23 protein-coding genes and 1 tRNA gene are annotated in these 23,826 nt (G+C 54.9%); 12 read left to right on the top strand and 12 right to left on the bottom strand.

Translation table 11 applies throughout. The annotated features are described in order from the left end of the window. The first annotated feature begins 5 nt into the window (after nt 1-5). Nucleotides 6-974 carry a hypothetical protein gene (locus tag B30_RS02125; protein ID WP_009570336.1) on the top strand — a complete coding sequence of 323 codons (969 nt, stop codon included), beginning with the start codon at nt 6-8 and terminating at the stop codon, nt 972-974. Nucleotides 975-1,007: 33 nt separating this feature from the next. Next, on the top strand, nt 1,008-2,576 hold the full coding sequence (locus B30_RS02120) for a phosphate ABC transporter substrate-binding/OmpA family protein (RefSeq protein WP_009570334.1): 1,569 nt from the start codon (nt 1,008-1,010) through the stop codon (nt 2,574-2,576). 4 nt (nt 2,577-2,580) lie between these two features. On the opposite strand, the gene radC is transcribed toward B30_RS02120, so the two are convergent. The 3 genes from radC to dnaK form a co-directional block, all read right to left on the bottom strand. Continuing rightward, the gene (gene radC / locus B30_RS02115) at nt 2,581-3,348 is read right to left on the bottom strand and encodes a RadC family protein (protein ID WP_009570333.1); all 768 of its coding nucleotides are present in this window, start codon (nt 3,346-3,348) and stop codon (nt 2,581-2,583) included. Between the two features lie 87 nt (nt 3,349-3,435). After that, on the bottom strand, nt 3,436-4,593 hold the full coding sequence (gene dnaJ, locus B30_RS02110) for a molecular chaperone DnaJ (protein WP_009570332.1): 1,158 nt from the start codon (nt 4,591-4,593) through the stop codon (nt 3,436-3,438). An 82-nt stretch (nt 4,594-4,675) separates the two neighbouring features. Then, a complete protein-coding gene (gene dnaK / locus B30_RS02105) occupies nt 4,676-6,595 on the bottom strand; it encodes a molecular chaperone DnaK (RefSeq protein WP_009570331.1) in 1,920 nt (639 codons plus the stop codon). Between the two features lie 212 nt (nt 6,596-6,807). Here dnaK and B30_RS02100 point away from each other — a divergent pair, with 212 nt between their 5' ends. Continuing rightward, complete coding sequence (locus B30_RS02100; RefSeq protein WP_009570329.1) at nt 6,808-7,419, top strand: alpha-ketoglutarate-dependent dioxygenase AlkB family protein; 612 nt, start codon at nt 6,808-6,810, stop codon at nt 7,417-7,419. Nucleotides 7,420-7,425: 6 nt separating this feature from the next. Here the strand turns inward: B30_RS02100 and B30_RS02095 are convergent, their stop codons facing one another. Next, entirely contained in the window at nt 7,426-8,244 is an 819-nt protein-coding gene (locus B30_RS02095; RefSeq protein ID WP_009570328.1) for an ABC transporter permease, read from the bottom strand. A gap of 132 nt (nt 8,245-8,376) precedes the next feature. Between B30_RS02095 and cysQ the strand changes: the two genes are divergently transcribed. The 8 genes from cysQ (at nt 8,377) to B30_RS02055 (ending at nt 17,457) form a co-directional block, all read left to right on the top strand. Further along, complete coding sequence (gene cysQ, locus B30_RS02090; RefSeq protein ID WP_009570327.1) at nt 8,377-9,174, top strand: 3'(2'),5'-bisphosphate nucleotidase CysQ; 798 nt, start codon at nt 8,377-8,379, stop codon at nt 9,172-9,174. Then, nucleotides 9,174-9,974: a 3-deoxy-manno-octulosonate cytidylyltransferase gene (locus B30_RS02085; protein WP_009570326.1), complete on the top strand. Its 801-nt coding sequence runs from the start codon at nt 9,174-9,176 to the stop codon at nt 9,972-9,974. Before cysQ ends, B30_RS02085 begins: the two co-directional genes overlap by 1 nt. 187 nt (nt 9,975-10,161) lie before the next feature. Continuing rightward, nucleotides 10,162-11,058 carry a UTP--glucose-1-phosphate uridylyltransferase gene (locus B30_RS02080; protein WP_009570325.1) on the top strand — a complete coding sequence of 299 codons (897 nt, stop codon included), beginning with the start codon at nt 10,162-10,164 and terminating at the stop codon, nt 11,056-11,058. Between the two features lie 9 nt (nt 11,059-11,067). Then, complete coding sequence (gene galE, locus B30_RS02075) at nt 11,068-12,054, top strand: UDP-glucose 4-epimerase GalE (protein ID WP_009570324.1); 987 nt, start codon at nt 11,068-11,070, stop codon at nt 12,052-12,054. A 33-nt stretch (nt 12,055-12,087) separates the two neighbouring features. Beyond that, a complete protein-coding gene (locus B30_RS02070; protein WP_009570323.1) occupies nt 12,088-13,104 on the top strand; it encodes a glycosyltransferase family 2 protein in 1,017 nt (338 codons plus the stop codon). Nucleotides 13,105-13,342: 238 nt separating this feature from the next. Further along, nucleotides 13,343-14,329, top strand: a complete 987-nt coding sequence (locus tag B30_RS02065; RefSeq protein ID WP_040401829.1) for a glycosyltransferase family 2 protein — start codon at nt 13,343-13,345, stop codon at nt 14,327-14,329. Next, nucleotides 14,326-16,023, top strand: coding sequence for a DUF5927 domain-containing protein (locus B30_RS02060; RefSeq protein WP_009570321.1), 1,698 nt, complete (start codon nt 14,326-14,328; stop codon nt 16,021-16,023). The genes B30_RS02065 and B30_RS02060 overlap by 4 nt, the downstream gene beginning before the upstream one ends. Nucleotides 16,024-16,026: 3 nt before the next feature. Continuing rightward, entirely contained in the window at nt 16,027-17,457 is a 1,431-nt protein-coding gene (locus B30_RS02055) for a hypothetical protein (RefSeq protein WP_009570320.1), read from the top strand. A 138-nt stretch (nt 17,458-17,595) separates the two neighbouring features. On the opposite strand, the gene B30_RS02050 is transcribed toward B30_RS02055, so the two are convergent. The 8 genes from B30_RS02050 to B30_RS02015 form a co-directional block, all read right to left on the bottom strand. Continuing rightward, nucleotides 17,596-18,060 (bottom strand): PTS sugar transporter subunit IIA, encoded by a 465-nt coding sequence (locus B30_RS02050; RefSeq protein ID WP_009570319.1) that lies wholly within the window; start codon nt 18,058-18,060, stop codon nt 17,596-17,598. A gap of 43 nt (nt 18,061-18,103) precedes the next feature. Continuing rightward, complete coding sequence (gene hpf, locus B30_RS02045) at nt 18,104-18,679, bottom strand: ribosome hibernation-promoting factor, HPF/YfiA family (protein ID WP_009570318.1); 576 nt, start codon at nt 18,677-18,679, stop codon at nt 18,104-18,106. A 246-nt stretch (nt 18,680-18,925) separates the two neighbouring features. Then, entirely contained in the window at nt 18,926-19,657 is a 732-nt protein-coding gene (lptB, locus tag B30_RS02040) for an LPS export ABC transporter ATP-binding protein (RefSeq protein WP_009570317.1), read from the bottom strand. Beyond that, on the bottom strand, nt 19,657-20,160 hold the full coding sequence (lptA, locus tag B30_RS02035; protein WP_009570316.1) for a lipopolysaccharide transport periplasmic protein LptA: 504 nt from the start codon (nt 20,158-20,160) through the stop codon (nt 19,657-19,659). Before lptA ends, lptB begins: the two co-directional genes overlap by 1 nt. Before the next feature lie 17 nt (nt 20,161-20,177). Beyond that, nucleotides 20,178-20,777, bottom strand: a complete 600-nt coding sequence (lptC, locus tag B30_RS02030) for an LPS export ABC transporter periplasmic protein LptC (protein ID WP_009570315.1) — start codon at nt 20,775-20,777, stop codon at nt 20,178-20,180. Nucleotides 20,778-20,786: 9 nt separating this feature from the next. After that, a complete protein-coding gene (locus B30_RS02025) occupies nt 20,787-21,749 on the bottom strand; it encodes a KpsF/GutQ family sugar-phosphate isomerase (protein WP_009570314.1) in 963 nt (320 codons plus the stop codon). 35 nt (nt 21,750-21,784) lie between these two features. After that, nucleotides 21,785-22,396 carry a ribonuclease D gene (locus tag B30_RS02020; protein WP_009570313.1) on the bottom strand — a complete coding sequence of 204 codons (612 nt, stop codon included), beginning with the start codon at nt 22,394-22,396 and terminating at the stop codon, nt 21,785-21,787. Between the two features lie 182 nt (nt 22,397-22,578). Then, a tRNA-Leu gene (locus B30_RS02015) sits at nt 22,579-22,665 on the bottom strand. Nucleotides 22,666-22,806: 141 nt separating this feature from the next. Between B30_RS02015 and B30_RS02010 the strand changes: the two genes are divergently transcribed. After that, on the top strand, nt 22,807-23,790 hold the full coding sequence (locus B30_RS02010) for a complex I NDUFA9 subunit family protein (RefSeq protein ID WP_009570312.1): 984 nt from the start codon (nt 22,807-22,809) through the stop codon (nt 23,788-23,790). Nucleotides 23,791-23,826 lie beyond the last annotated feature (36 nt).

Below are 23,826 nucleotides of genomic sequence, written 5' to 3'. Positions count from 1 at the left end.
ATGTAATGCTCCCTAAGGGTAAAATTTTAACTGCTGTAGGCACGCTGCTCGCCGCTTTTGCGATTGGATATGTCATGCAAGGCGGTGCCATTGCGGCGCGCATTGATCCCACGGATGAAAATCTTGGGCAAACGCTGTCTTTGGCGTCGAGTGTACCGCTTCCTCCCGCGGCGCTCGTCGTCAAACCTCCAACCCTTATACAAGAATCCCCTCTGCTGCGCGTGGCTGCCCTGGAGCAAAATCATCTGTCTCCTGCTGCGATCTCTGATGCTTTGCAGGTCTCGGACGACATCATGTGCCCCGTCAGCTTAAAGGCCGTTTCAATGGCGGATGCGATGGTCGGACTCACTATGGCCGCCCCCTGTGCTGCGGATCAAACCGTCACCTTCGCTCATGCGGGTCTACAGTTTTCCGCTCTTCTGGATGCCAGTGGCGAGCTCTTTCTGACTGTGCCCGCCCTAGAAAAATCTGCGCTCTTTGAGGCGACGCTTGCGTCCGGCGCGCAGGTTGAAACCAGCTTGGACGTCTTCACCATCGACACCTATTCCCGCGTCGTTTTGCAATGGATTGGCGAGGCTCATCTCCAGTTGCACGCTTTTGAAAACGGAGCAGAGTTTGGCGCTGTGGGTCATATTTGGAGCGAAGCGCCCTCGGAACCCACACGCGCCAGAACGTCTCATTCCGGCTATATGATTGAATTAGGCTCCGAAGTTGCGCCACAGGCTGCTCATTCTCAGATCTATTCTTTTCCTGTTGATTGGGCGGAAACCGAGACCCATGTCGCATTGGTGGTCGAAGTTGAAGTGACAGACGCCACCTGTGGTCGCCAAATTGGTGGTAAGATATTTGAGATTGCGCCCTTTGCCCCAACGAAAGGCCAGAGCTTTTTTGTCGATATGCCGGATTGCCATGCGATTGGCGACTTTATCCAGTTGAAAAATATCGTCCCAGAGTTGAAAATCGCCAGCAACTGATTGCCCCCGGTTTTCATGCGAGGCTAAGCGCTCATGTCCAGTCAAAGTGCGGCGAAAATCGTCGCATTGACCCTTTCCTTGTTCTTGCCTCTCATGGCGCAAGCCCAAGACGTAAACCTTCTGTCACGCGATGGGACAATTTCAATCTCAGGCACGTTTCTGAGTTTCGATGGGGAATTCTACCGCGTCGATACGGATTTGGGTGTTCTGACAGTCGACGGTACAGGCGTGCAATGTGAGGGGCCGGGCTGTCCTGTACTTGATGGGAATTACGCCCAAATTCGTCTGTCTGGCGATCCCACCGGCGCGGCGGGCCTGGTTCCTGCTTTGATTACGGCGTTCGCCCTGCGCAATGGCTATGTGGTCGAGGAAGAGCCGGGGGTCGATGGTCAAACGGCGCTTTTGCTTTTGGACGCTGAGAGCAAACTGGTCGTTGGCGAATTTCTGATCGCACCGACCTCAAGCGGTGAAGGTTTCGCGGATCTCGTTTCCGAGAATACCGATGTTGTTGTGTCGTTGCGCAAAGTGTCTCCCATGGAGCGGTCGTTGGCGCAGGAGGCGGGTGTTGGCGATCTGTCCGATCCCCTGCGCGCGCGCGTGATTGGTTTGGATGCTTTGGTGCCTGTCGTGTCGCGTTCAAACTTGCTTGAGGGGCTGTCGCTCACCGATCTGTCCAATATTTATACCGGGTCGGTCACAAATTGGAGCGAAGTTGGTGGCGCTGATGCTCCCGTGTCGCGCCATGTGATGCGTGACGATTTGCGAGAGGGCAGTGAATTTCGCCGGATGATTCTTGCCAAAGGGGCATCTGCGACAGATGAGTTGATCGTACATGACAGCTACACCGCTTTGAGTGCTGCGGTTGAGCATGACCCATATGCCATCGGATTGGGGCGGATGTCGGCGGGTGGGTCGGTTAAGCCGCTTGGGCTGACGGGGGCTTGTGGATTTGAAGCGCAAGCCATCGCGCCGGACATCAAAACCGAAGACTATCCGCTGACCCGTCCCGTCTTTCTCTACACACCCGCGCGGCGTTTGCCGAAATTGGCGCGAGAGTTTCTTGAATTTGCTGTATCGCCCGCAGCGCAGGTTGTCGTTGCACGCACGGCTTTTGTGGATCAAGGGGTGGACCACCTGTCGTTCCGCGATCAGGGCCGCCGATTTGCCAATGCAATCACCCATGCCGGAGACGAAATCTCGCTCGATGATCTCCAAGATGTGACCGCGGCCCTGCAAGGGGCCAAACGGCTGACTTTGGGGTTTCGCTTTGAAGGGGGTGCCATCGGTCTCGATGCGCAATCGCGGTCAAACGTGCATTTGCTTGCGGAACTGATTGAGGCGGGGGTCTATGACGGCAAAGAATTGATGTTCGCGGGATTTTCCGACGGCGAAGGTGCCGCGCCAGTCAACCGCGCACTCTCGGAGCGGCGCGCCAATGCTGTGCTGTTGGCCGTGCGTCGTGCGCTTGGCGAAGCCTTTGAACCAGATCGGCTACGATTGAGCGTCCAAGGCTATGGCGAAGTCATGCCGCTTGCCTGCGATGACGTTGCTTGGGGTCGGTCACTTAATCGTCGGGTGGAAATTTGGCTCAGAGAATTATAATAACTCAGAGATAGCCTGACCCACGAAAACTCAGCTCAGTCGATTTTCCAATGATCAGGTGATCGTGGAGCTGAATATCGAGCGCCTCTGCGGCATCGCGGATTTGGTTGGTCATGGTGATGTCTGCGTCTGATGGCGTCGGGTCGCCAGAGGGATGGTTGTGGACGAGAATGAGGGCAGAGGCATTGAGTTCAAGCGCCCTTTTAACCACCTCACGCGGGTAGACCGGCACATGATCCACCGTACCGCGTGCCTGTTCTTCATCGGCGATGAGGATGTTTTTCCGATCCAGATACAGCACGCGAAACTGTTCGGTTTCCCGATGTGCCATGGTGGTGTGGCAATAGTCCAAAACCGCATCCCAGCTTGAAATCACCGGGCGTTGCATGACACGGGCGCGGGCAAGACGATGCGCCGCCGCCTCGACGATTTTCAGCTCTTGGGCGACGGCAAGATCGACGCCCTCAATCTCCAAAAGTCGGGAAATGGGTGCGGAGATAACGCGGTTGAAATCGCCGAAACTCTCGATCAGCGTTGCCGCAATCGGTTTTACATCCGCACGCGGAAGAGCGCGGTAAAGGATGAGTTCCAAAAGCTCATAATCCGGCATCGCCTGCGCGCCGCCATCAAAGAAGCGATCCTGAAGGTGCTTTTTATGATTGCGCAGGTAGCTTGGCGGACGCGAGGGGAGGACAACGGGACGGGCTTCTTCGAGATCGAAGAGCCAGTCGGGCATTTCGCGAAACGCGGAGGGGTGCGGTGTTGTGGTCATGGAGTGAATCCATCCCACGATTCGCTAAAAAAGTAGTTAACGGCTTTTAACCGGCGGCATAGATATATACGCCGCCAGCCAAAGGTTTTAGCTTTTCATTCCATCCCAAAAAGTCTTTACCTTTTTGAAAAAGCTAGAACTTTCCGGGTTGTTGTGGTCTTCACCGAGCTTTTCAAACTCCTGAAGCAACTCTTTTTGTTTCGAGGTCAAATTGACGGGCGTTTCCACCGAAAGCTCGATGAACATGTCACCCTGACCACCTCCCCGCAGCGCAGGCATGCCTTTGGCGCGTAGGCGCATTTGGCGACCAGATTGGCTCCCTGCGGGGATTTTCACGCGAGAACGCCCGCCATCAATGGTCGGAACTTCAATGTCACCACCAAGCGCCGCCGTGGCCATAGATACGGGGACAGAGCAATGCAAATGCACGCCGTCGCGCTCAAACAGATTGTGCGACCGCACCTCGATGAAAATGTAGAGATCACCCGTGGGACCGCCACGAAGCCCTGCCTCGCCTTCGCCAGCTAGGCGAATGCGCGTGCCTGTTTCGACACCTGCGGGAATGTTCACAGACAGAGAGCGCTCTTTTTCAATGCGCCCAGCACCACGACAATCGGGGCAGGGGTCTTTGATCGTCTGCCCCAGACCACCACAGGCCGGACAGGTGCGTTCAACGGTGAAAAAGCCCTGTTGCGCGCGGACCTTGCCCATGCCCGAACAAGACGGACAGGTTTGCGGTTCGGCACCGTTCGCAGCGCCTGTGCCGCTGCAGCCCGTGCAGGCAACGGAGGTCGGGACAGTGATGGTCTTTTGCGCGCCCTTATAGGCCTCCTCTAAGGTGATACGCATGTCGTAGCGTAGGTCTGCACCGCGTTGCGCACGCGACCGCTGACCGCCGCGTTGACCGCCCATGAAATCGCCAAACAGGTCATCGAACACGTCGGAGAAGGCCGACGAGAAATCGCCATGACCGCCACCAAAGCCACCGCCAGCACGCCCGCCACCGCCCATGCCACCCTGTTCAAAAGCGGCATGACCAAACCGGTCATAGGCGGCCTTTTTATCGGGGTCTTTGAGCGTGTCGTAGGCTTCGTTCGCTTCTTTGAACTTGGCCTCTGCCTCGGGGTTGTCTTTGTTGCGGTCGGGGTGAAATTCCATCGCTTTTTTGCGATAGGCTTTTTTCAATTCCCCAGCATCCGCGCCTTTGTTGACGCCAAGCACCTCATAGAAATCGCGTTTTGCCATGGATTTGGTCCTTTCGGGAACGCCCTAAAACGGGAGAGGCCGGTTCGATGGTTCGAACCGGCCAATCGGTCCCTGATACGCGTTAGGAGCGCTTGTCGCCGCCGAGATCTTCGAAATCGGCATCAACGATGTCATCATCAACAGACGACGGACCGTCATCCATATCGACATCGTCGCCTTGGCCCGCTTTGCTCTGTTCAGCCTTATAAATGGCCTCACCGAGCTTCATGGCAGCGTCAGTCACGTTTTGAATGCCCGAACGGATTTTATCCGGGTCTTCGGTTTCAAGCTGATCTTTGAGCGCAGCAATCGCAAGTTCGATGGCTTCAACGGTGGTCGGATCAACCTTGTCGTTGTGCTCTTCGATCGCCTTTTCAGTCGAGTGAATGAGGCTTTCGGCTTGGTTTTTCGCTTCGACCAATGCTTTGCGGGCCTTATCGGCGTCGGCATTTGCCTCGGCGTCTTTGACCATTTTCTCGATGTCCTCATCGGAGAGGCCACCAGAGGCTTGGATCGTGATCTTTTGCTCTTTGCCGGTGCCTTTGTCTTTGGCGCCCACCTCGACGATACCGTCGGCGTTGATGTCAAAGGTCACTTCGATCTGCGGCATGCCGCGCGGTGCGGGCGGGATGCCTTCGAGGTTGAATTGGCCCAGCATTTTGTTGTCGGCGGCCATCTCGCGTTCACCTTGGAACACGCGAAGTGTCACGGCGGACTGGTTGTCCTCGGCGGTGGAGAAGATTTGCGACTTTTTGGTCGGGATCGTGGTGTTGCGGTCGATCAGACGGGTGAACACGCCACCCAGCGTTTCGATGCCAATGGACAGCGGGGTCACATCAAGCAGCAACACGTCTTTCACGTCACCTTGCAATACGCCGGCCTGAATGGCGGCGCCCATGGCAACCACTTCGTCCGGGTTCACACCTTTGTGCGGCTCTTTGCCGAAGAATTTGGTCACCTCTTCGATGACTTTCGGCATACGGGTCATCCCGCCAACCAACACGACTTCGTCGATGTCAGAGGTGGAGAGACCGGCATCTTTGAGAGCAGCCTGACACGGTTTGATCGAGTTTTTGATCAGGTCGTTCACAAGGCTTTCCAGCTTCGCACGGGTCAGTTTGACCACGAGGTGAAGCGGCGTGCCGGAGGACGGGTCCATGGAAATGAACGGCTGGTTGATCTCGGTCTGGCTGGAGGACGACAGTTCGATCTTGGCTTTTTCAGCCGCTTCTTTGAGGCGCTGAAGGGCCATTTTGTCTTTGGTCAGATCGACGCCATGCTCTTTTTTGAACTCACCCGCGAGGTAGTTCACGATGCGCATGTCGAAATCTTCACCACCAAGGAACGTGTCGCCGTTGGTGGCCTGCACTTCAAACACGCCATCACCGAGTTCGAGGATGGTCACGTCGAATGTCCCGCCGCCAAGGTCATAGACCGCGATGGTTTTGGTTTCGGATTTGTCGAGGCCATAGGCCAAAGCCGCAGCTGTCGGCTCGTTGATGATCCGCAGCACTTCGAGGCCAGCAATCTTACCGGCGTCTTTGGTGGCTTGGCGTTGGGCGTCGTTAAAGTAAGCCGGAACCGTGATGACGGCCTGGGTCACTTCTTCGCCGAGATAGGACTCGGCGGTTTCTTTCATCTTGCCGAGAATAAAGGCGGAGATTTGCGAAGGCGAATATTTGTCGCCACGCACTTCAACCCAAGCGTCACCATTGCCGCCATCGACGATGCTGTAGGGAACGAGGCTCTTGTCCTTTTCCACTTCGGCGTCACCGACGCGACGACCGATCAAACGTTTGACGGCGAACACTGTGTTCTCAGGGTTGGTCACAGCCTGACGTTTGGCCGCTTGACCAACGAGGCGTTCATTGTCGGTAAAGCCGACGATCGAAGGCGTGGTACGTGCACCTTCAGCATTTTCAATAACCCGGGGTTGCGAACCATCCATGATGGCAACGCAGGAGTTGGTGGTCCCGAGGTCGATACCGATGACTTTGGCCATGCTCAAAATCCTCTCTTAGGCGATGTTAAAACGAGGGGCCCATTTTGGCACCCGCCGTTGATCCCAGTGATCTTGACCGATCAGAATATCCGAACCGATCATTGCTTCTCGGCGTATATAAGGAGGCGTTTGGCCCCCTGCAAGTTGTGCGAGGCGCTCAGGGACAGGAAAAATGGAGTCATTTCAGAGGAAAATGACAAAGGAGGGGGAAAATGGATCGACCAAAGGCATTAAGTCTGCGTGGGATGCGCATTTATAAGGGGCTTATTGCGACAGAGGATCAAAAGGCAATCATTGAAGATCTGCGCGAGGTGACGCGGCGCGCGCCGCTCTTTTCGCCGATGACGCCTTATGGAAAGCCGATGTCTGTGCGTATGACCTCTGCGGGGCGGTTTGGCTGGGTCTCGGATAAAGCGGGGTATCGCTATGCCGATCGGCATCCGAATGGGCAAAACTGGCCGCCCATTCCGAAACGGGTTCTCACCATTTGGGAGCAGGTTGCGGGCACAGAGCGGTCGCCTGAGTGCTGTTTGGTCAATTTTTACGGCGAAGGTGCGAAAATGGGGATGCATCAGGATCGCGATGAGATGGATTTTGGCCAACCTGTTGTGTCGATTTCCCTGGGGGATGAGGCGCTGTTTCGGGTTGGTCAGGCGACCCGTGGTGGCAAAACGGAAAGCGTTTGGTTGCAGTCCGGCGATGTGGTGGTCATGAACGGTGAAGCGCGCCTGTTGTATCACGGCATTGATCGGATCAAGACTGGCACCAGCACGCTTTTGCGTGATGGGGGTCGTCTCAATCTGACATTGCGCGTTGTGACGTGACCGCGATCACCGCGCGCCCCAGCTCAGCGACACGCGTTTGCGGGTGAAAAATTCGGCAAGCAGCCCGATGGTGACAAAGATCATTGAAAAGACAGCTGGGTAAAGGACCGAACTGTAATGCGGGTTGTAATTGACGAAGGTAAAGCCGCGGGCCTGGTCAATGGTGTGAAACAGCGGGTTCCACGAAAAAAAGGCAAGCATGTAGCCCGGTGTTTGATTGGCGACGAACATCTTGCCGGAGGTAAACATATTGGCGCGGGTGTAGACTGTTTGCACGATGCCCACCATGCGCGGGGCCCAGGGTTTGGCAGCCAAAACCACAGTGCCGATGGCGGATCCGGAGGCCCAGGCCATAAGCAACATCCCAAAAGCGCCAGCGGCATCCTGAAAATGCACCTCTCCCCAGCCCAAGGAATAGACGATGAGGATCACCGCGACTGATAGGACCTGGATGTAAAGGGTACTGAGAGCGGCGGAGGCGATGGAAATGGCGGTGTTCATCGGCGCGTGTTGCATCATCGGCGAGGTGGAATTTTCCGCACCGGCAACCGCGCCAATGGCTTTGTTATGCGTCAGAAACAGGAAAATCCCGGACATGATGAATAGCATAAAATCTCCTCTGATCGCGACGCCACGGATACCGAGAATGCTGTACATAAAGGTAAAAACAAACACGAGAATCATCGCCTGTGTCATATTCGAAATCAGACCCAGAAGCGGGTTTCCGTGTGATTTTCGGACATGACGCACGGTGTTCACGAAAATAAGCCTCAGGATCGTCAGCGCGGCTGAGAACCCGCTTCGGCTTTTTGCGTAATGAAACATCGTTCATGTGTCCTGTAGGTTAATCGCGCCTGTTTCTTCGGGATTTCTTGTTGTTCCCATGCCGACATAGCATAAGGTTGTTGAGGTTTTCTTTCAATGAAAACACATGTGACATAAATCAGGAGCAAACCCTTGGATTTCGAAAAACTTATCCCCCTCATGCGCAGTCTGGCAATCGAAGCTGGTGAGAAGATTCTTGAGATTTACAATGCCGATGATTTTGAAGTGAAAACAAAATCGGACGAAAGCCCGGTGACCGAAGCCGACGAAGCTGCGGATGCATTGATTTCCGCAGGGTTGCGGGCCGCTTTCCCCGATGTGACCCTGATCACCGAAGAACAATCTGCCTCACATCAGTTGAAATCGGATACGTTCCTTATCGTTGACCCGCTTGATGGCACTAAAGAATTTGTACAGCGTCGTGGCGATTTCACCGTGAACATTGCTTATGTCGAGAAGGGTGTGCCGCTGCGCGGTGTGGTTTACGCGCCTGCCAAGGATCGCCTGTTTATCACCGATGCAAGCGGGCAGTCCTATGAGGAAATTGGCCCGTTTGAAGCCTCGGCACCGGGTGAAATGAAAAAGATGTCCGTGTCGACGCCGGACAATGACGCCTTGATGATCGTGGCCTCGAAATCGCACCGTGATCAGGCAACCGAAGATTACCTTGCCAAATACAAAGCGAAAGACAGCAAATCTGCGGGTTCGTCGCTTAAATTCTGTCTTGTGGCAACGGGAGAGGCCGATCTTTATCCGCGCGTTGGACGTACGATGGAATGGGATACGGCTGCCGGACATGCGGTTTTGCTTGGGGCCGGTGGCGATGTGGTGCGCTTTGATGATCACACGCCTCTGACCTATGGCAAAGAAGATTACGCCAATCCGTTCTTCATTGCCTATGCTCCCGGTGTTGAGCTGAAAGACGCCTGATGTCCGTTCTGATTGTGATTCCCGCCCGGTACGCGTCAACGCGCTATCCGGGCAAACCGCTTGTTGAGTTGACCGGGGCCACGGGGGAGGCGAAATCCCTCATCCGGCGCAGTTGGGATGCCGCAATTGCGGTGTCCGGTGTGGACCGGGTTGTTGTTGCAACGGATGATGACCGCATTCGCACGGCCGCCGAAGCCTTTGGGGCGGAGGTTGTGATGACCTCAGAGGCCTGCGCCAATGGCACTGAACGCTGTGCCGAGGCCTTGGAAAATCTCGGTGGCGGTTATGACATTGTGGTCAATCTTCAGGGCGATGCGCCGCTGACCCCCGCCTGGTTTGTCGAAGACCTCGTGGCGGGTTTGCGGGCGCACCCGACAGCGGAGGTTGCCACTCCGGTGTTGCGCTGTGATGGCCGGGCTTTGAACGGGTTTCTTGAGGACCGGCGGGCGGGACGCGTGGGCGGAACGACGGCCGTGTTTGGGAGTGATCACAAGGGTCTCTATTTTTCAAAAGAGGTGATTCCCTATACCTCTAAAACCTACGCGGATGACGAAGAAACGCCGGTGTTTCACCATGTTGGCGTCTACGCCTATCGCCCCTCCGCATTGGCAGCTTATCCCAAATGGCCGACGGGCCCCTTGGAAAGCCTCGAAGGTTTGGAGCAACTCCGCTTCTTGGAACAAGAGCGGCCCGTTCTGTGTGTCGAGGTCGAATCTCGTGGGCGGCAATTTTGGGAGTTGAACAACCCCGAAGACGTTCCGCGTCTTGAGGCAATGCTGTCTGAGATGGGCGCGTCTTAGGGGAATTTATGCGCCATATGATCGTTTTTTGATCTGTATCTGTGTGCTAACAAGGCACAGTAGTAAAACTGTGGCAATAAACTGCGAAAGCTAAAGACCAGTGCTGACCTTATGACCGGAAAACATTAAGGTCGCTTTGGCAAAGTTCAATTTAAGGGCTCAATGGTGCGAGCCCAGAGGAGTAAAGATGACACGTAAAGTGACGAAAGCGATCTTTCCCGTGGCGGGTTTGGGGACGCGGTTTTTACCTGCGACCAAATCCATTCCGAAGGAAATCATGACGCTTGTCGATCGTCCCTTGATTCAATACGCCATTGATGAAGCGCGGGCGGCCGGAATTAAGGAGTTCATCTTTGTCACCTCGCGCGGAAAGGGCGCGCTTGAGGACTACTTTGATCATTCTCCCGTCCTTGAACAAGAGCTGCGCAAAAAGGGCAAAGATGGGCTTCTGGAAACCCTGAAAATGACCAATATGGACAGTGGTGCGATTGCCTATATCCGCCAGCACAAAGCGCTGGGCCTTGGTCACGCTGTATGGTGCGCGCGCCGTCTTTTGGACCCGAAAGAACCCTTTGCTGTGATTCTGCCGGATGACGTGATTGCGGCGGATAAGCCGTGTTTGCAACAGATGGTCGAAGCCTATGAAGAAATTGGCGGCTCTATGGTTGCGGCCATGGAAGTCCCCGATGACAAAGTGTCCTCCTACGGTGTGCTCGACATCAAAGAGGACATGGGGGCCTATGTTTCGGCCAAAGGCATGGTCGAAAAACCTGCGCCCGGCACAGAACCGTCCAACCTTGCGGTGATCGGTCGTTATATTCTTTCGCCCAATGTGATGAAAAACCTCAACCAGATGAAAGCGGGCGCCGGCGGTGAAATTCAGCTGACCGATGCGATTGCCGACGAGATCGACACGGATCGCGGCGTGTACGGCTATCGCTTCGCGGGCCAGCGGTTTGATTGCGGGTCCAAGGCGGGCTTCCTTCAGGCGACGATTTCTTTCGGCCTGTCGCGTCCTGAGTTGCGTGATGAGCTTCAGGAGTATCTTGATACCCTGTCCTCCATGCGCACTGCTGCACAGTAAGGTCCATCCATGACCAAATCCGTTATTGTAACCGGCGGAGCCGGCTATATCGGCTCGCATGCGTGTAAGGCGCTGCGGGCCGCGGGCTATCAGCCTGTGACTTTTGACAACCTGTCGACGGGTTGGGAAGATGCGGTGAAATTTGGCCCATTTGAGAAGGGTGATCTTTTGGATCGTGCCCGCCTTGACGAGGTCTTTGCCAAATATAAACCCGTCGCCGTGATGCATTTCGCCGCTTTTTCCCAGGTGGGCGAAAGCATGTCAGATCCGGGGAAATACTGGCGTAACAACGTCATCGGCTCTTTGACGTTGGTCGAAGCGGCGGTGGCGGCCGGGTGTCCGCATTTTGTGTTTTCCTCCACCTGTGCCACCTATGGCGATCAGGACAACGTGGTGTTGGATGAGGACTCTGTACAGCTCCCGATCAACTCCTACGGGGCGTCCAAGCGCGCGATCGAAGACATTCTGGAAAACTTTGGCGCGGCCTACGACCTTAACCATGTGATTTTCCGCTACTTCAACGTGGCAGGCTGTGATCCCGACGGCGAGGTGGGCGAGTTCCATCAGCCGGAAACCCATCTCATCCCGCTGATGTTGGATGCGATCGCGGGCAAACGCGCCGCTTTGACGATTTTCGGCACGGATTATGACACGCCGGATGGCACCTGTATCCGCGATTATGTCCATGTCTGTGATCTGGTCGATGCCCATGTTTTGGGTCTCAAATGGCTTGAAAACGGCAAAGGCAGCCGGGTGTTCAATCTGGGCACAGGTGTGGGATTTTCGGTGCGTGACGTCGTGGATCATTCCCGCGCTGTGACCAACAAAGATGTGCCCATCGTCGAGGGGGATCGCCGTCCTGGCGATTGTACCAAACTTGTCTCTGGCTCGGCGCGTGCGATCAAGGAGCTTGGATGGGCCCCTGAGCGCTCTAATCTTGCCACGATGATTGATCATGCGTGGAAATGGCATCAAACTGGCCACTACGAAAAATGATCCACAATGTGGATTTTTCAGTGGGGAGTTTGAATGCCAGTTTACGATCTTTGGAGGAAATACCGGCTACGACACAAGCGCCGGTATCTTCTTGCTCGGGCATGGATCAAACGCCGCGAATTGGAAGCCGTGCAACTGCGCACGGCCAAAATCCGCAAGGGTGATATCCTTGCCTTTGCGACTGTGCGCAATGAGAGGCTGCGGCTTCCCTATTTTCTCGATCACCACCGTGCCTTGGGCGTTTTGCATTTTCTGATCATTGATAATGGCAGCACTGATGGAACATCAGACTATCTGCTCGGTCAACCGGATGTTTCATTATGGAGAACAGATCAAAGCTACCGTGACGCGCGGTTCGGAATGGATTGGATCAACAGTCTTTTGATGCGTTACGGTCACGATCATTGGTGCCTTACTTTGGACGCTGATGAGGCGTTGATAATCCCCTTCAATGAAACGCGAACCCTACATGATCTGACCGCCTGGCTCGACACTCGACGCTGTCGGGTGTTTTCCGCGATGATGTTGGATCTGTATGGAGACGGTCCCATCAGCGCGGTCAGTTATAAGGAGGGGCAGCCAGTCTGGGATGCTTTGCCTTATTATGATGTTCATAACTATATTTGGGAAATGCAATCGAAATACAATGATATTTCCATACGAGGGGGGCCACGTGCGCGGGTCTTTTTTAAAGATCAGCCGAACATCGCTCCACATCTGCACAAGACCCCCTTGGTCAAATGGCATGGGCGATTTGCTTATGTGAGTTCGACCCATGTGGTTCTGCCACGCGAACTAAACTGTGGATTTGACGCACGTCTGAATTTGCCGACAGGGGCTTTGCTTCATAGCAAGTTTCTACCGGACATGATGGAAAAGGCGCGGCAAGACAACCTGCTCCGTGAGTATCACTTAAACCCCCATAAATATGATGACTATTATGCGGCCGTTGCAAGAGACCCCACTCTTTGGTCTGAGGATGGTGTCCGGTATCATGGATGGCAGCGCCTTGAAGAGGATGGAATTTTGACACGCGGCGCGTGGCGTTAGGTCAGAGGGTGCGCCAATAATTGTTTCAAAATTTACAATGTGTTGTTTACGAAAACTGAATAAACCCCTATTTAAAATAGGAAAAGACGCATTACAGAAACATAAGAAAACAATCCAAAGCACCTTTAAAATGTGGGTGGGTGAGGCGGGTCTTAAAGTTTGTGTGATAGCTGAGGTACAAGAGAAACCCTGAGCGAAATGGAAAAGGGCTGAAGTGAGTCGGCTACGGCAATATCGCCTGAGACTTCGGCGCAAGCATCGGCTTATCCGAGCATATCGGAAAAGCCGAGAGTTGACTTGTCTGCAAAATCACACCGACCGGATCAAAAAAAATGACGTCCTTCTGGTCTGTACGCTGCGCAACGAACGCATCCGCTTGCCGTATTTTATGAAATATTACAGGGACATGGGCGTGTCCCATTTCCTTTTTGTCGATAATGACAGTGATGATGGCTCGCGGGAATTTCTGATCGGCCAAGGGGATGTGTCGATCTGGCACACCACGGCAAGTTATCGAAAGTCGCTGTTTGGCGTGCATTGGATGAATGCGCTCGCACGCAAATATTGCCACGGACATTGGACGCTGACCGTTGATGTGGACGAGTTTTTCGCCTTTCCCTTTTGCGACACCCGTCCGATCCCGGCCTTGACGGATTGGCTCGATAATTCCGGCCTGCGCAGTTTTTCGGCCATGTTGATTGACATGTACCCCAAAGGACCGGTCGATGCGCAGCCCTATATTGAGGGCCAAAATCCGTTTGAGATTGCCGAATGGTTTGACAGCGGAAACTACATGCTTTCAACCAACTGGGAGTATGAAAACCTGTGGATTCAGGGCGGCCCGCGCGCGCGGCTTTTTTTCCACAACGACCCGTTCAACGCGCCATCTTTGAACAAAATTCCATTGGTCAAATGGGATCGCAGCTATGTGTATCTGCATTCGACTCATATGCTTTTGCCGAAACGCCTGAATAAAGTCTACGACAGCAATGGCGGTGAAATGGCCTCTGGCGTGCTGTTACACGCCAAGTTTCTCAATACATTCGTGCAAAAGACCGAAGAGGAATTGAAGCGCCGTCAGCATTATGCCGGAAGTCGCGAATATCTTGCCTACATGAGCCGGATCAAAGATGATCCTGACTTGTGGTGTAACTGGTCTGAAAAATACATCAATTGGCGGCAACTTGAGATTCTCGGTCTTATGTCCAAGGGCAACTGGGCATGACGGTCGGGTTTGTAATGCTTGTTCATACCGCCCTTGATCGCGCCGAACAGGTTGCGCGTCATTGGGCAAGCCATGGCTGCCCGGTTGTGATCCATGTGGATCGCCGGGTGAAAAAGGATGTCTATCAACCCTTTGTCGATAGTCTCTCTGATCTCGACACGGTGATTTTTAGTAAACGCCATGCGTGCGATTGGGGAACCTGGTCGCTCGTCGCCGCCTCACAAGCCGCCTCAGAGCTGATGCTCGACCGGTTTCGCAATGTGCGCCATGTCTACCTGTCGTCCGGCTCCTGTTTGCCGCTGCGGCCCGTAGAGGATTTGAAACAATATCTTGCGGCGCGGCCGATGACGAATTTTATCGAAAGCGTCACAACCGAGGATGTGCCTTGGACTGTGGGCGGGCTGGACGCCGAACGCTTTACGCTCCGGTTCCCGTTTTCGTGGAAAAAGCGGCGGTGGTTGTTTGATCGCTACGTCACGCTTCAACGCAAAATCCGGTATAAACGCAAAATTCCGGACGGTTTGGTTCCGCATCTTGGCTCGCAATGGTGGTGCCTGACGCGTCAAACCCTCTCTGCCATTCTCGAAGACCCGGATCGCAAGGCCTATGACAGCTATTTCAAAAAGGTCTGGATTCCGGATGAAAGCTATTACCAAACCTTGGTGCGGCTCTATTCCAACAATATCGAAAGCCGGTCTCTGACCCTGTCAAAATTCGACTATCAGGGCAAACCGCATATTTTCTATGATGATCACCTGCAACTTCTGCGGCGCTCGGATTGCTTTGTGGCGCGCAAAATCTGGCCGCAGGCGGATCGTTTGTACACAACGTTTTTGAACTCTGACAGCAACCCGATGAAGGGGGCCGAGCCCAATCCGGGCAAAATCGACCGCATCTTTTCAAAGGCTGTGGAGCGTCGGACGATGGGGCGCGAGGGGCTATATATGCAAAGCCGGATGCCGGGGCATGGTCAGGGTCACGACAAAACCAGTGCGCCCTATTCCGTGTTTGAGGGCTTCTCTGATCTGTTCGAGGATTTTGATGAATGGCTGGCGCGTGCGGTCGGTGCGCGGGTGCATGGTCATCTTTTTGATCCTGAGGGTGTTGAGTTCGCCGGCGGTCAAAAGGTGTTCTCTGGCGCGCTTTCGAACCATGCGGCCTTGAGGGATTATAACCCCTGCGGCTTTCTCACGTCCCTCATCTGGAACACTCGGGGCGAGCGGCAGTGTTTCATGTTTGGCCCCCGCGACAATCAAGAGATCAACTGGCTCATCGCCACTGATCCAAACGCTCAGATTTCGGTGATCACCGGGGCTTGGGCTGTGACCCTGTTCCGTTCAAATCGCAATTTCTCTGATATTCGCCGGGAGGCCGCGCGGTTACAACGGATCGAGGCGGAGCATATCGCCATCCTGCGGTCCCAACATGTCAAAGCGCGCGTGCGGATTTGGACCATGGCGGATTTTATCGAAAGCCGTATGGAGCCTTTGCAGGCGATCATTGATGAGATCGGTCCGCGCAATGTCCGCCGGTTGACCGAAGCCCCCAAGATGCGGGATTTGACAGGCTTTGGCCAGTTCCTGCAAAATCTGAAAAATCAGGGGATGAAGCCCCACCTCATGGGCGATTTTCCCATGGGCAACGCGCCCGATGCCCGCCCCCGCGATAGCAAACGGCCCTATTTGGTAAAGTAGCGCATGTCTCATCAGTACGACTATTTCGTAATTTTCGCAGAAATGCGCACCGGGTCAAATTTTCTCGAAGAAAACGTCAATTCTTATCCTGGGCTGACATGTTGGGGCGAGGCGTTCAATCCGGCCTTTATCGGCAAGTCGAAACAGAAAGAAATGCTGGGCGTAAGCCTGATCATGCGCGAAGCGGACCCGACGCTTTTGCTGCATAAAATGCGGGACGCAACCAAGGGGTTGGCTGGATTTCGGTTTTTCCACGATCACGACCCGCGCATTCTGGCACATGTCCTGAAGGATTCGAAATGCGCCAAGATCATCCTCACCCGCAACCCGCTGGACAGCTATGTGTCGCGCAAGATCGCGGACAAGACCGGACAATGGCGGCTTGGCGATTTGAAGGATGCTAAATCGGCCAAGATAGTTTTTGATAAACGTGAATTCTCAGGGCTTTTGGATGAACTCAAGGGGTTTCAGCTTTCGCTTCAGCGCGCGCTGCAAACCTCTGGCCAGACTGCGTTTTATATCAATTATGACGACATTCAGGACATTGAAGTCCTCAACGGGTTGGCACGTTTCCTTGGTGTGAGTGAGGAGCGGGGCAAGACCACGCAAAAGACCAAGGTTCAAAACCCGTCGCGTCTTGAGGATAAGGTTGTGAACTACGCGGAGATGGTGGCCAACCTGTCCAGCGTCGACCACTTCAACCTGTCCAACACGCCAAATTTCGAACCGCGTCGCGGTCCTGGGGTGCCGACCTATCTGGCCGGTCAATCGGTACCTTTGCTTTATATGCCGGTGCGCAGTGGCCCGGAGCAAGCGGTGCAGGCGTGGCTGGCCGGTCTGGATAGGATCGACCCAGCGGCTTTGACCCAAGAGTTTACCCAAAAGACGCTCCGTCAGTGGAAGCGGCAAAACAAAGGGCATCGCAGCTTTACGGTGATTACACATCCGGCCTTGCGGCTACATCGGACGTTTTGCCGATATATTTTGAATATCAGTGCGCTGACCTACGTAGAAATCCGCGAGGTATTGCGTGACATTTATAAGTTACCCATCCCAGTGGGTCAGCCGGACGCATCCTATGGTCGCGACCAGCACCGCGAAGCGTTTCTGAAATTCGCGGACTTCGTCAAAGGCAATCTCAACGGCCAAACCTCCATACGGGTGGATGGGACATGGGCGTCACAATCCGAAGTGATCAAAGGTTTTGCGGATTTCTCTCTGCCTGACGTCATCATACGAGAGGAAAGCCTGACCGAGGATCTTGATCGCCTAGGGGCGAGTGTTGGAGTGTCTGCGATTGCCGTTCCCGCACAGCGGGACGATAGTCCCTACACGCTTGCAGATATCTACGACGAAGAGGTCGAGGACGCCGTTCGGGCGGCCTACCAGCGCGATTACATGATGTTTGGCTTTAAACCTTGGTCACAAACCTAAAGTGTTTCGCGACACAGGGGCCGCAAAACTTGGGGTGACGTGCGGATGGTTTTGGCCCTTGAACGCGTTTTGAAATTTGGTTGAGAGGGCCCAATTTCGAAATGACCTGTGGCAGGTCTGAAACGCCACAGGCCGATTTTAAGCGGCTTTGGTTTTTGGCCCTTCAGTCAAAATGGCATGAAGGGTCGTGGCCTCGCCATTGGCGCGCAGTTTGGCGCAGATGTCCCCATCGCGCATTGTACGCGACACAAGCGCCAGTGCTTTGAGGTGATCCACACCGGATTCCGCCGGGGCAAAAAGGGCGAAAATCAGGTCGACGGGCTGCCGGTCCACGGCATCGAAATCCATCGGGTTTTCGAGGCGCATAAACGCCCCGACCACACGGTCCAACCCCTCAATGCGCGCATGAGGCAAAGCAACGCCATGCCCCACACCTGTTGGGCCAAGGCTTTCGCGGTCTTGCAAGGCATCCACCGTGTCATTGAGCGACAGGCCATAGGCACTTGCAGCGATCTCCCCGAGATCCTGAAAGAGACGTTTCTTGCTCGTCATCTTTCCGACCAATTTGATGGCCTGCGGATTCAAGATCTTAGATATATCCATATGAAATGTACCCGCCCCGACCCGTCGAGGCGGGTCAGTTTTGTTATGTCGCGTTGTTAGGGTCAACCCAACCGATGTTGCCATCGGCACGGCGGTAGACCACGTTTACTCCGGTTTTCCCATCCTTGTGGAACACAAGAACAGGAGCACCAGCCAATTCCATTTGCATCACTGCTTCGCCAACCGTCAGGGTCGGAATCTTTGCCTCCATTTCAGCGATGATCATCGGCTGAAGGCTTTCAGGTTCCTGATCCTCATCATGGTCAGACGCGGCGAGGATATACTGGGAAGCGCCGAAGAGTTCAACCGGCTCGGAGCGATCCTTGTGGTGATCTTTCAAACGGCGCTTATAACGGCGCAGTTGTTTGTCCATTTTTTCTGCGCATTCATCAAAGGCTGCGTAGATTTCATGAGCATGCGCACTGGCCTGTGCGGTCAGGCCGCTGGACAGGTGAACCACGGCCTCGCAATTGAATTCTGCCCCAGTTTTTGAAAACACGACATTCGCGTCAGTCGGACGCTGTGCGTATTTATCAAGAACGGTGCCCAGCTCCGTCTTCACATGCGTTTGAAGGGCTGTGCCGATGTCGATTTGTTTTCCGCTGATTTGGTACCGCATTGATACCTCCTTCTTTCTTTGGGACCTATATGCTCGACGCCTCCTCTGGCGTCTGACAGGGCCTTGGGTTCTTGTATAAAGCGGGAATTGAATGCATGCGTTCGCCATAGGACCCTGACGGTGTGTCGGGGTGGTGCTTTGGCGCCCTGAGGCTTTGATTTGCCGTGGCGCAGACTGTGAAACGCGCGTCATGCATCGGTTACATTTGGCGGCAGAATCTAGGTCAATGTCAATCGAAACCCGCGTTCAGATCCGGAAATTGTCGCCAAGGTAAACACGGCGTACAGTTTCATCCGCAACGATGTCTTCGGTGGTGCCGGACATCAACACCTGACCATCATGCAAAATATAGGCTCGATCAATAATTCCTAACGTTTCCTGAACGTTATGATCGGTAATCAACACGCCAATGCCACGATTCTTGAGATCGGACACAAGTCCGCGAATTTCCGCCACCGCGATAGGATCAACGCCGGCAAAGGGTTCATCCAAAAGCACATAGGAGGGGTCAGAGGCCAGACAGCGCGCGATTTCGACGCGGCGCCGCTCGCCCCCGGAGAGCGACAAGGCGGGCGCGCGCCGCAGGTGAGAGATCGAGAATTCGGACAGCAGTTCCTCAAGTTTTTCGCGCCGCACGAGGGGGTCGGATTCGGAGACTTCGAGGATCGCGAGGATATTGTCCTCAACACAAAGACCGCGAAAAATCGAGGCCTCTTGCGGCAAATATCCAATGCCCATTTTGGCGCGACGGTACATCGGCAAAAGCGTGATGTTGCGGCCATCGACCGTGATCTCTCCAGCTTCCGGCATTACAAGACCTGCGATAGAATAGAAACAGGTGGTTTTGCCTGACCCGTTGGGACCCAGTAGTGCCACGACCTCCCCACGGCCAAGATCAAGCGACACATCGCGGATCACGGTGCGTTTGCGATAGCCTTTGCGCAGGTTGCGGACCTTTAGCCCGGTTGTGTCGGACATCACTTATTCCCAGGCTGGAGTATGGTTTTCACGCGTCCGTCCATGCGGCCGGTGCCAGTGTTGAGATCAATCAGCATGCGTTCGCCCGAAAGGGCGCTGCCCGCTTGGGTCAAAAGCACGTTGCCCGTGAGCAGAACAGTTGATGATTCGAGGTCATATTCGGCCTGTGCGGCTTCTGCCGTTTCGCCCGCATTGGTGATCGTCACACCGCCAGAGGCCAAAAGCCGGGCGATTGTGCCGCCGGTTTTGGCATAAACAACCTCAACTGTTTGCGCCGTCAGTCGCAGCGTGCCTTGGCCGATCACGACATTGCCGGCGAAAAGTGCCTTTCCGGTTGCTTGATCGACGCTCAATTGGTCGGAGGTCACTTCGACGGGCCGCGAACTGTCGTGCTTTAATCCGCCGAACGCAATCTGCGCGCTTTGAGCCATCACGGGCAGGCTTTGAAATGCCAATGCAATGATCAGCGCGACTCTCAGGGACAGGGTTTGAATGATGCGCACGGTTTTTTCCTTTAAATTCACGGTTGATATACCAGCTTTACACCGTCCTTGAAAACCAGAAGGTAGGTGTCCGTCCCCTCATCATGTGAGATTTGCATGGCCCCGGCGGTCAGATGCCCGGTTGGTCCGTCGGCTGTAACCGTGCCGGGGCTTTCGATGTTGGAGACATCAAGCATCGTCGCGATCCGATCAGAGTGGATCGTGTAGCCCGTTGATGTTTTGATTTGCACCTGACCTGACAGTTCAGCAATTTTGCCAGGCCCGTCAATCACGCCGTCGTTGGCCTGAAGTGTAACGGAGCCATTGCCGGGAATGCGCAGGGCACCACGGATGGCGGAAGAATTTACCACGTCCTGAGTGGACAGGTCTGGGCGAACTTGATCGGCAGACAATTCCAACTGCGCACCATCTTTGGTCACTGTCGCATAGGCCGGACCATCCACACGTTGTTCGCGCGCCAGTGTTTCTAAATCGACTTGCGCATAGGGAATGGACATTTCGAACTCGCGCCCGCGTGCAAACAAAAACAGCGTGGCCAATACCACAAGGCTGGCCAGGGGGAGGACGATCTTTGCGAGCGCCACGAAACGAGAATAGCTGTTGTCAAACCGCGCCATAGGGCTGTCTTACACGACGCCAGCGCGAAGACAGTCCTGTATTTTCAAAATCCCGCAAGGACGGCCATCTTCGGCAGGATCCCGCACAAAAAGACAGGTGATCGCCCGCTCATCCATTCGCGCCACGGCTTTTTCGGCCAAGGCGTCGGGGGAAATGGTCATCGGCGCGGCGGTCATGATGTCGCCTGCGGTTTTATCAAGCAGTCCGTCGATGTTGCGGCGCAAATCGCCGTCTGTGATGATGCCCGTCAGATGGCCTTGGGCGTCAACCACGCCGACAACGCCAAAACCCTTTGCGGAAATCTCTGCAAGCGTATCCCGCATTGGCGTCTCGGCTGTCACCAAGGGCATGTCTTCATGCATCAACGCGCGGACCTTGGTCAGGCGTGCACCCAGTTTGCCACCGGGATGCAAGACCCGGAAGTTGTCGGCAGTGAAAGCATGTTGCTCCATCAGAGCAACGGCAATAGCGTCGCCGAGTGCCAGTGTCATTGTGGTCGAGGTCGTTGGTACGATGCCGTGACCACAGGCTTCGGGCATTTTCGGCAGGACCAGCGCCACATCACAGGCGCGGATCAGCGAGCTGTCCGGGTTCGAGGCGACGCCGATCATCGGAATTTTGAACCGGCGGGTGTAAGTGATGAGATCGGCAAGTTCAGGCGTTTCGCCGGAGTTGGACAGAACCAGACAGACATCGTCGCTGCCGATCATGCCAAGATCGCCATGGCTGGCTTCGGCGGGATGGACGAAATGCGAAGGCGTGCCCGTGGAGGCCAGAGTGGCGGCAATTTTGCGGGCGATATGGCCGGATTTGCCCATGCCTGTGACAATCGTACGCCCTTTGGCGGCGAGGATAAGCCCGACAGCTTCGGCAAAATTTGCACCGATGCCCTCGGCCAATTGGGTCAGCGCCTCGGCTTCGAGGCGGATCACGCGCTGGGCGGTGGCGATAAAGGCGTCCGATTGGGTCATGGCGACCTCCTCAGTGGCAGATGGGCAAGAGCAGATCAGTGGGTGAAAATGTCGATCTCGGGCCAGCCTTCGAGATCCAATTTGGCCCGCGTTGGCAAGAAGTCGAAACAGGCCTGAGCGATCTCCATCCGGCCTTCGCGTTCCAGCATCACGTTGAGCTTTTCACGCAGTTGGTGCAGGTGCAAGACGTCGGAGGCGGCATAGTCGAGCTGCGCATTTGTGAGGTCTTCGGCCCCCCAATCGCTCATTTGCTGATATTTGGAAATATCGACCTTCAAAAGCTGTTCAAGCAGGTTTTTCAACCCATGCCGATCGGTGAAGGTGCGAACGAGCTTGGAGGCGATTTTGGTGCAATAGACCGGTTCGGTCACGGTGCCAAAGGCGTGATACATCGCGGCGATATCGAAACGGCCGAAATGGAACAGCTTTAACACATTGGGGTCGGCCAACATTTTGCACAGGTTGGGGGCCTCGGTTTGGCCGCGCGCAACCTGAACCAAATGCGCATTGCCGTCCCCGCCGGACATTTGCACAAGGCACAAACGATCCCGATGTGGGTTCAGCCCCATGGTTTCACAATCAATGGCGACAATCGGACCAAGATCGAGATCATCGGGGAGGTCATTTTTATAAAGGAAATTCGCCATGGAGAGGGGCCTTTGCGCTAAATCTGGCTGTCGCCTGTCAATACGCATTCTGCCCATCCGGGGCAAGAGATCGCACTCTTTGATGTCGGGAAAGTGGTTTGGTCCGGCCAAAGAAGTTTGGATGATCCGGCCAGTACCGAGTTGATTTTGAGTTAGATCGACACTTTCCCATCGGAAAGTGGTGGTGCCCAGGAGAGGACTCGAACCTCCACATCGTTGCCAATACTAGCACCTGAAGCTAGCGCGTCTACCAATTCCGCCACCTGGGCAGGTGTCGTAGAGCCGCGATGTAATGGGCCTGAAGGGCACTGTCAACGACGATTTTAAAGGATTTGTGGAACAGCAATAGCGTCTTGTTCATTTCCGCTCTAAAAGCTAAAGAAAAGCGGTAATTGGCATTGGAGATGCAGATGACGAAACTGGTCACCATCTATGGCGGCGCTGGCTTTGTCGGGCGGTATATCGCCCGTCGTATGGCAAAGGAGGGCTGGCGTGTGCGTGTCGCGGTTCGTCGCCCCAACGAGTCGCTTTATGTAAAACCTTACGGCGCTGTAGGTCAGGTCGAACCGATCTTTTGCAACATTCGTGATGACGCTTCTGTGCGTGCGGCCATGGCCGGGGCGGACGCGGTTGTGAACTGTGTTGGTGTTTTGACCGAGCGCGGCAAAAATTCTTTTGCGGCGATTCAGACCGATGGCGCGGGACGCATCGCGCGCATTGCTGCCGAGCAAGCTGTGGAACAGTTGGTTCATGTGTCCGCCATTGGGGCCGACATGCAATCGGACAGCGTCTATTCCCGCACCAAAGCGGAAGGCGAGGCCAAGGTTCTTGCTGCCTTCCCGAAAGCTGTGATCCTGCGCCCTTCGGTGATCTTTGGCACGGAGGATGAGTTCTTTAACCGCTTCGGCAAAATGGCCGAGAAAAGCGTTGTTTTGCCCTTGGTTGGCGGCAACACGAAATTTCAGCCGGTCTATGTGGACGATGTGGCGCAAGCCGCAGTGAAAGCGGTTTTGGGTCAGGCGGATGCTGGCGTTTACGAACTTGGTGGCCCGGATGTGGACACACTCAAAGGGCTGATGGGCGAAATGCTTGTCGTGCTTCATCGCAACCGTTTGGTCCTGAATCTGCCGTTCTGGGTCGGCAATATCATGGGCGGTGTGCTGTCCTTGCTGCAATCCATGACGGGCGGCCTGTTCCACAATGGCATTTTGACCCGCGATCAGGTGGCGAACCTTCGGGTTGATAATGTGGTGTCAGAGGGGGCAAAAACCTTTGCTGATCTCGGCATGGCGCCAACCGCGCTTCAGGCTGTTTTGCCGGATTACATGTGGGTTTATCGCCCGTCGGGTCAGTATGACGCGATCCGCGAAAGCGCAAAGAACATGAATATCTGAGCGATCAGAACCGCAAGGCTTGAAACGCGCGCTCAT

Origin of the sequence: Celeribacter baekdonensis B30, assembly GCF_000299875.1 — a bacterium.
Lineage (GTDB): Bacteria > Pseudomonadota > Alphaproteobacteria > Rhodobacterales > Rhodobacteraceae > Celeribacter > Celeribacter baekdonensis_A.
The sequence above is the reverse complement of the archived record's forward strand: the minus strand, read 5'-3'. Positions and strand labels throughout refer to the sequence as shown.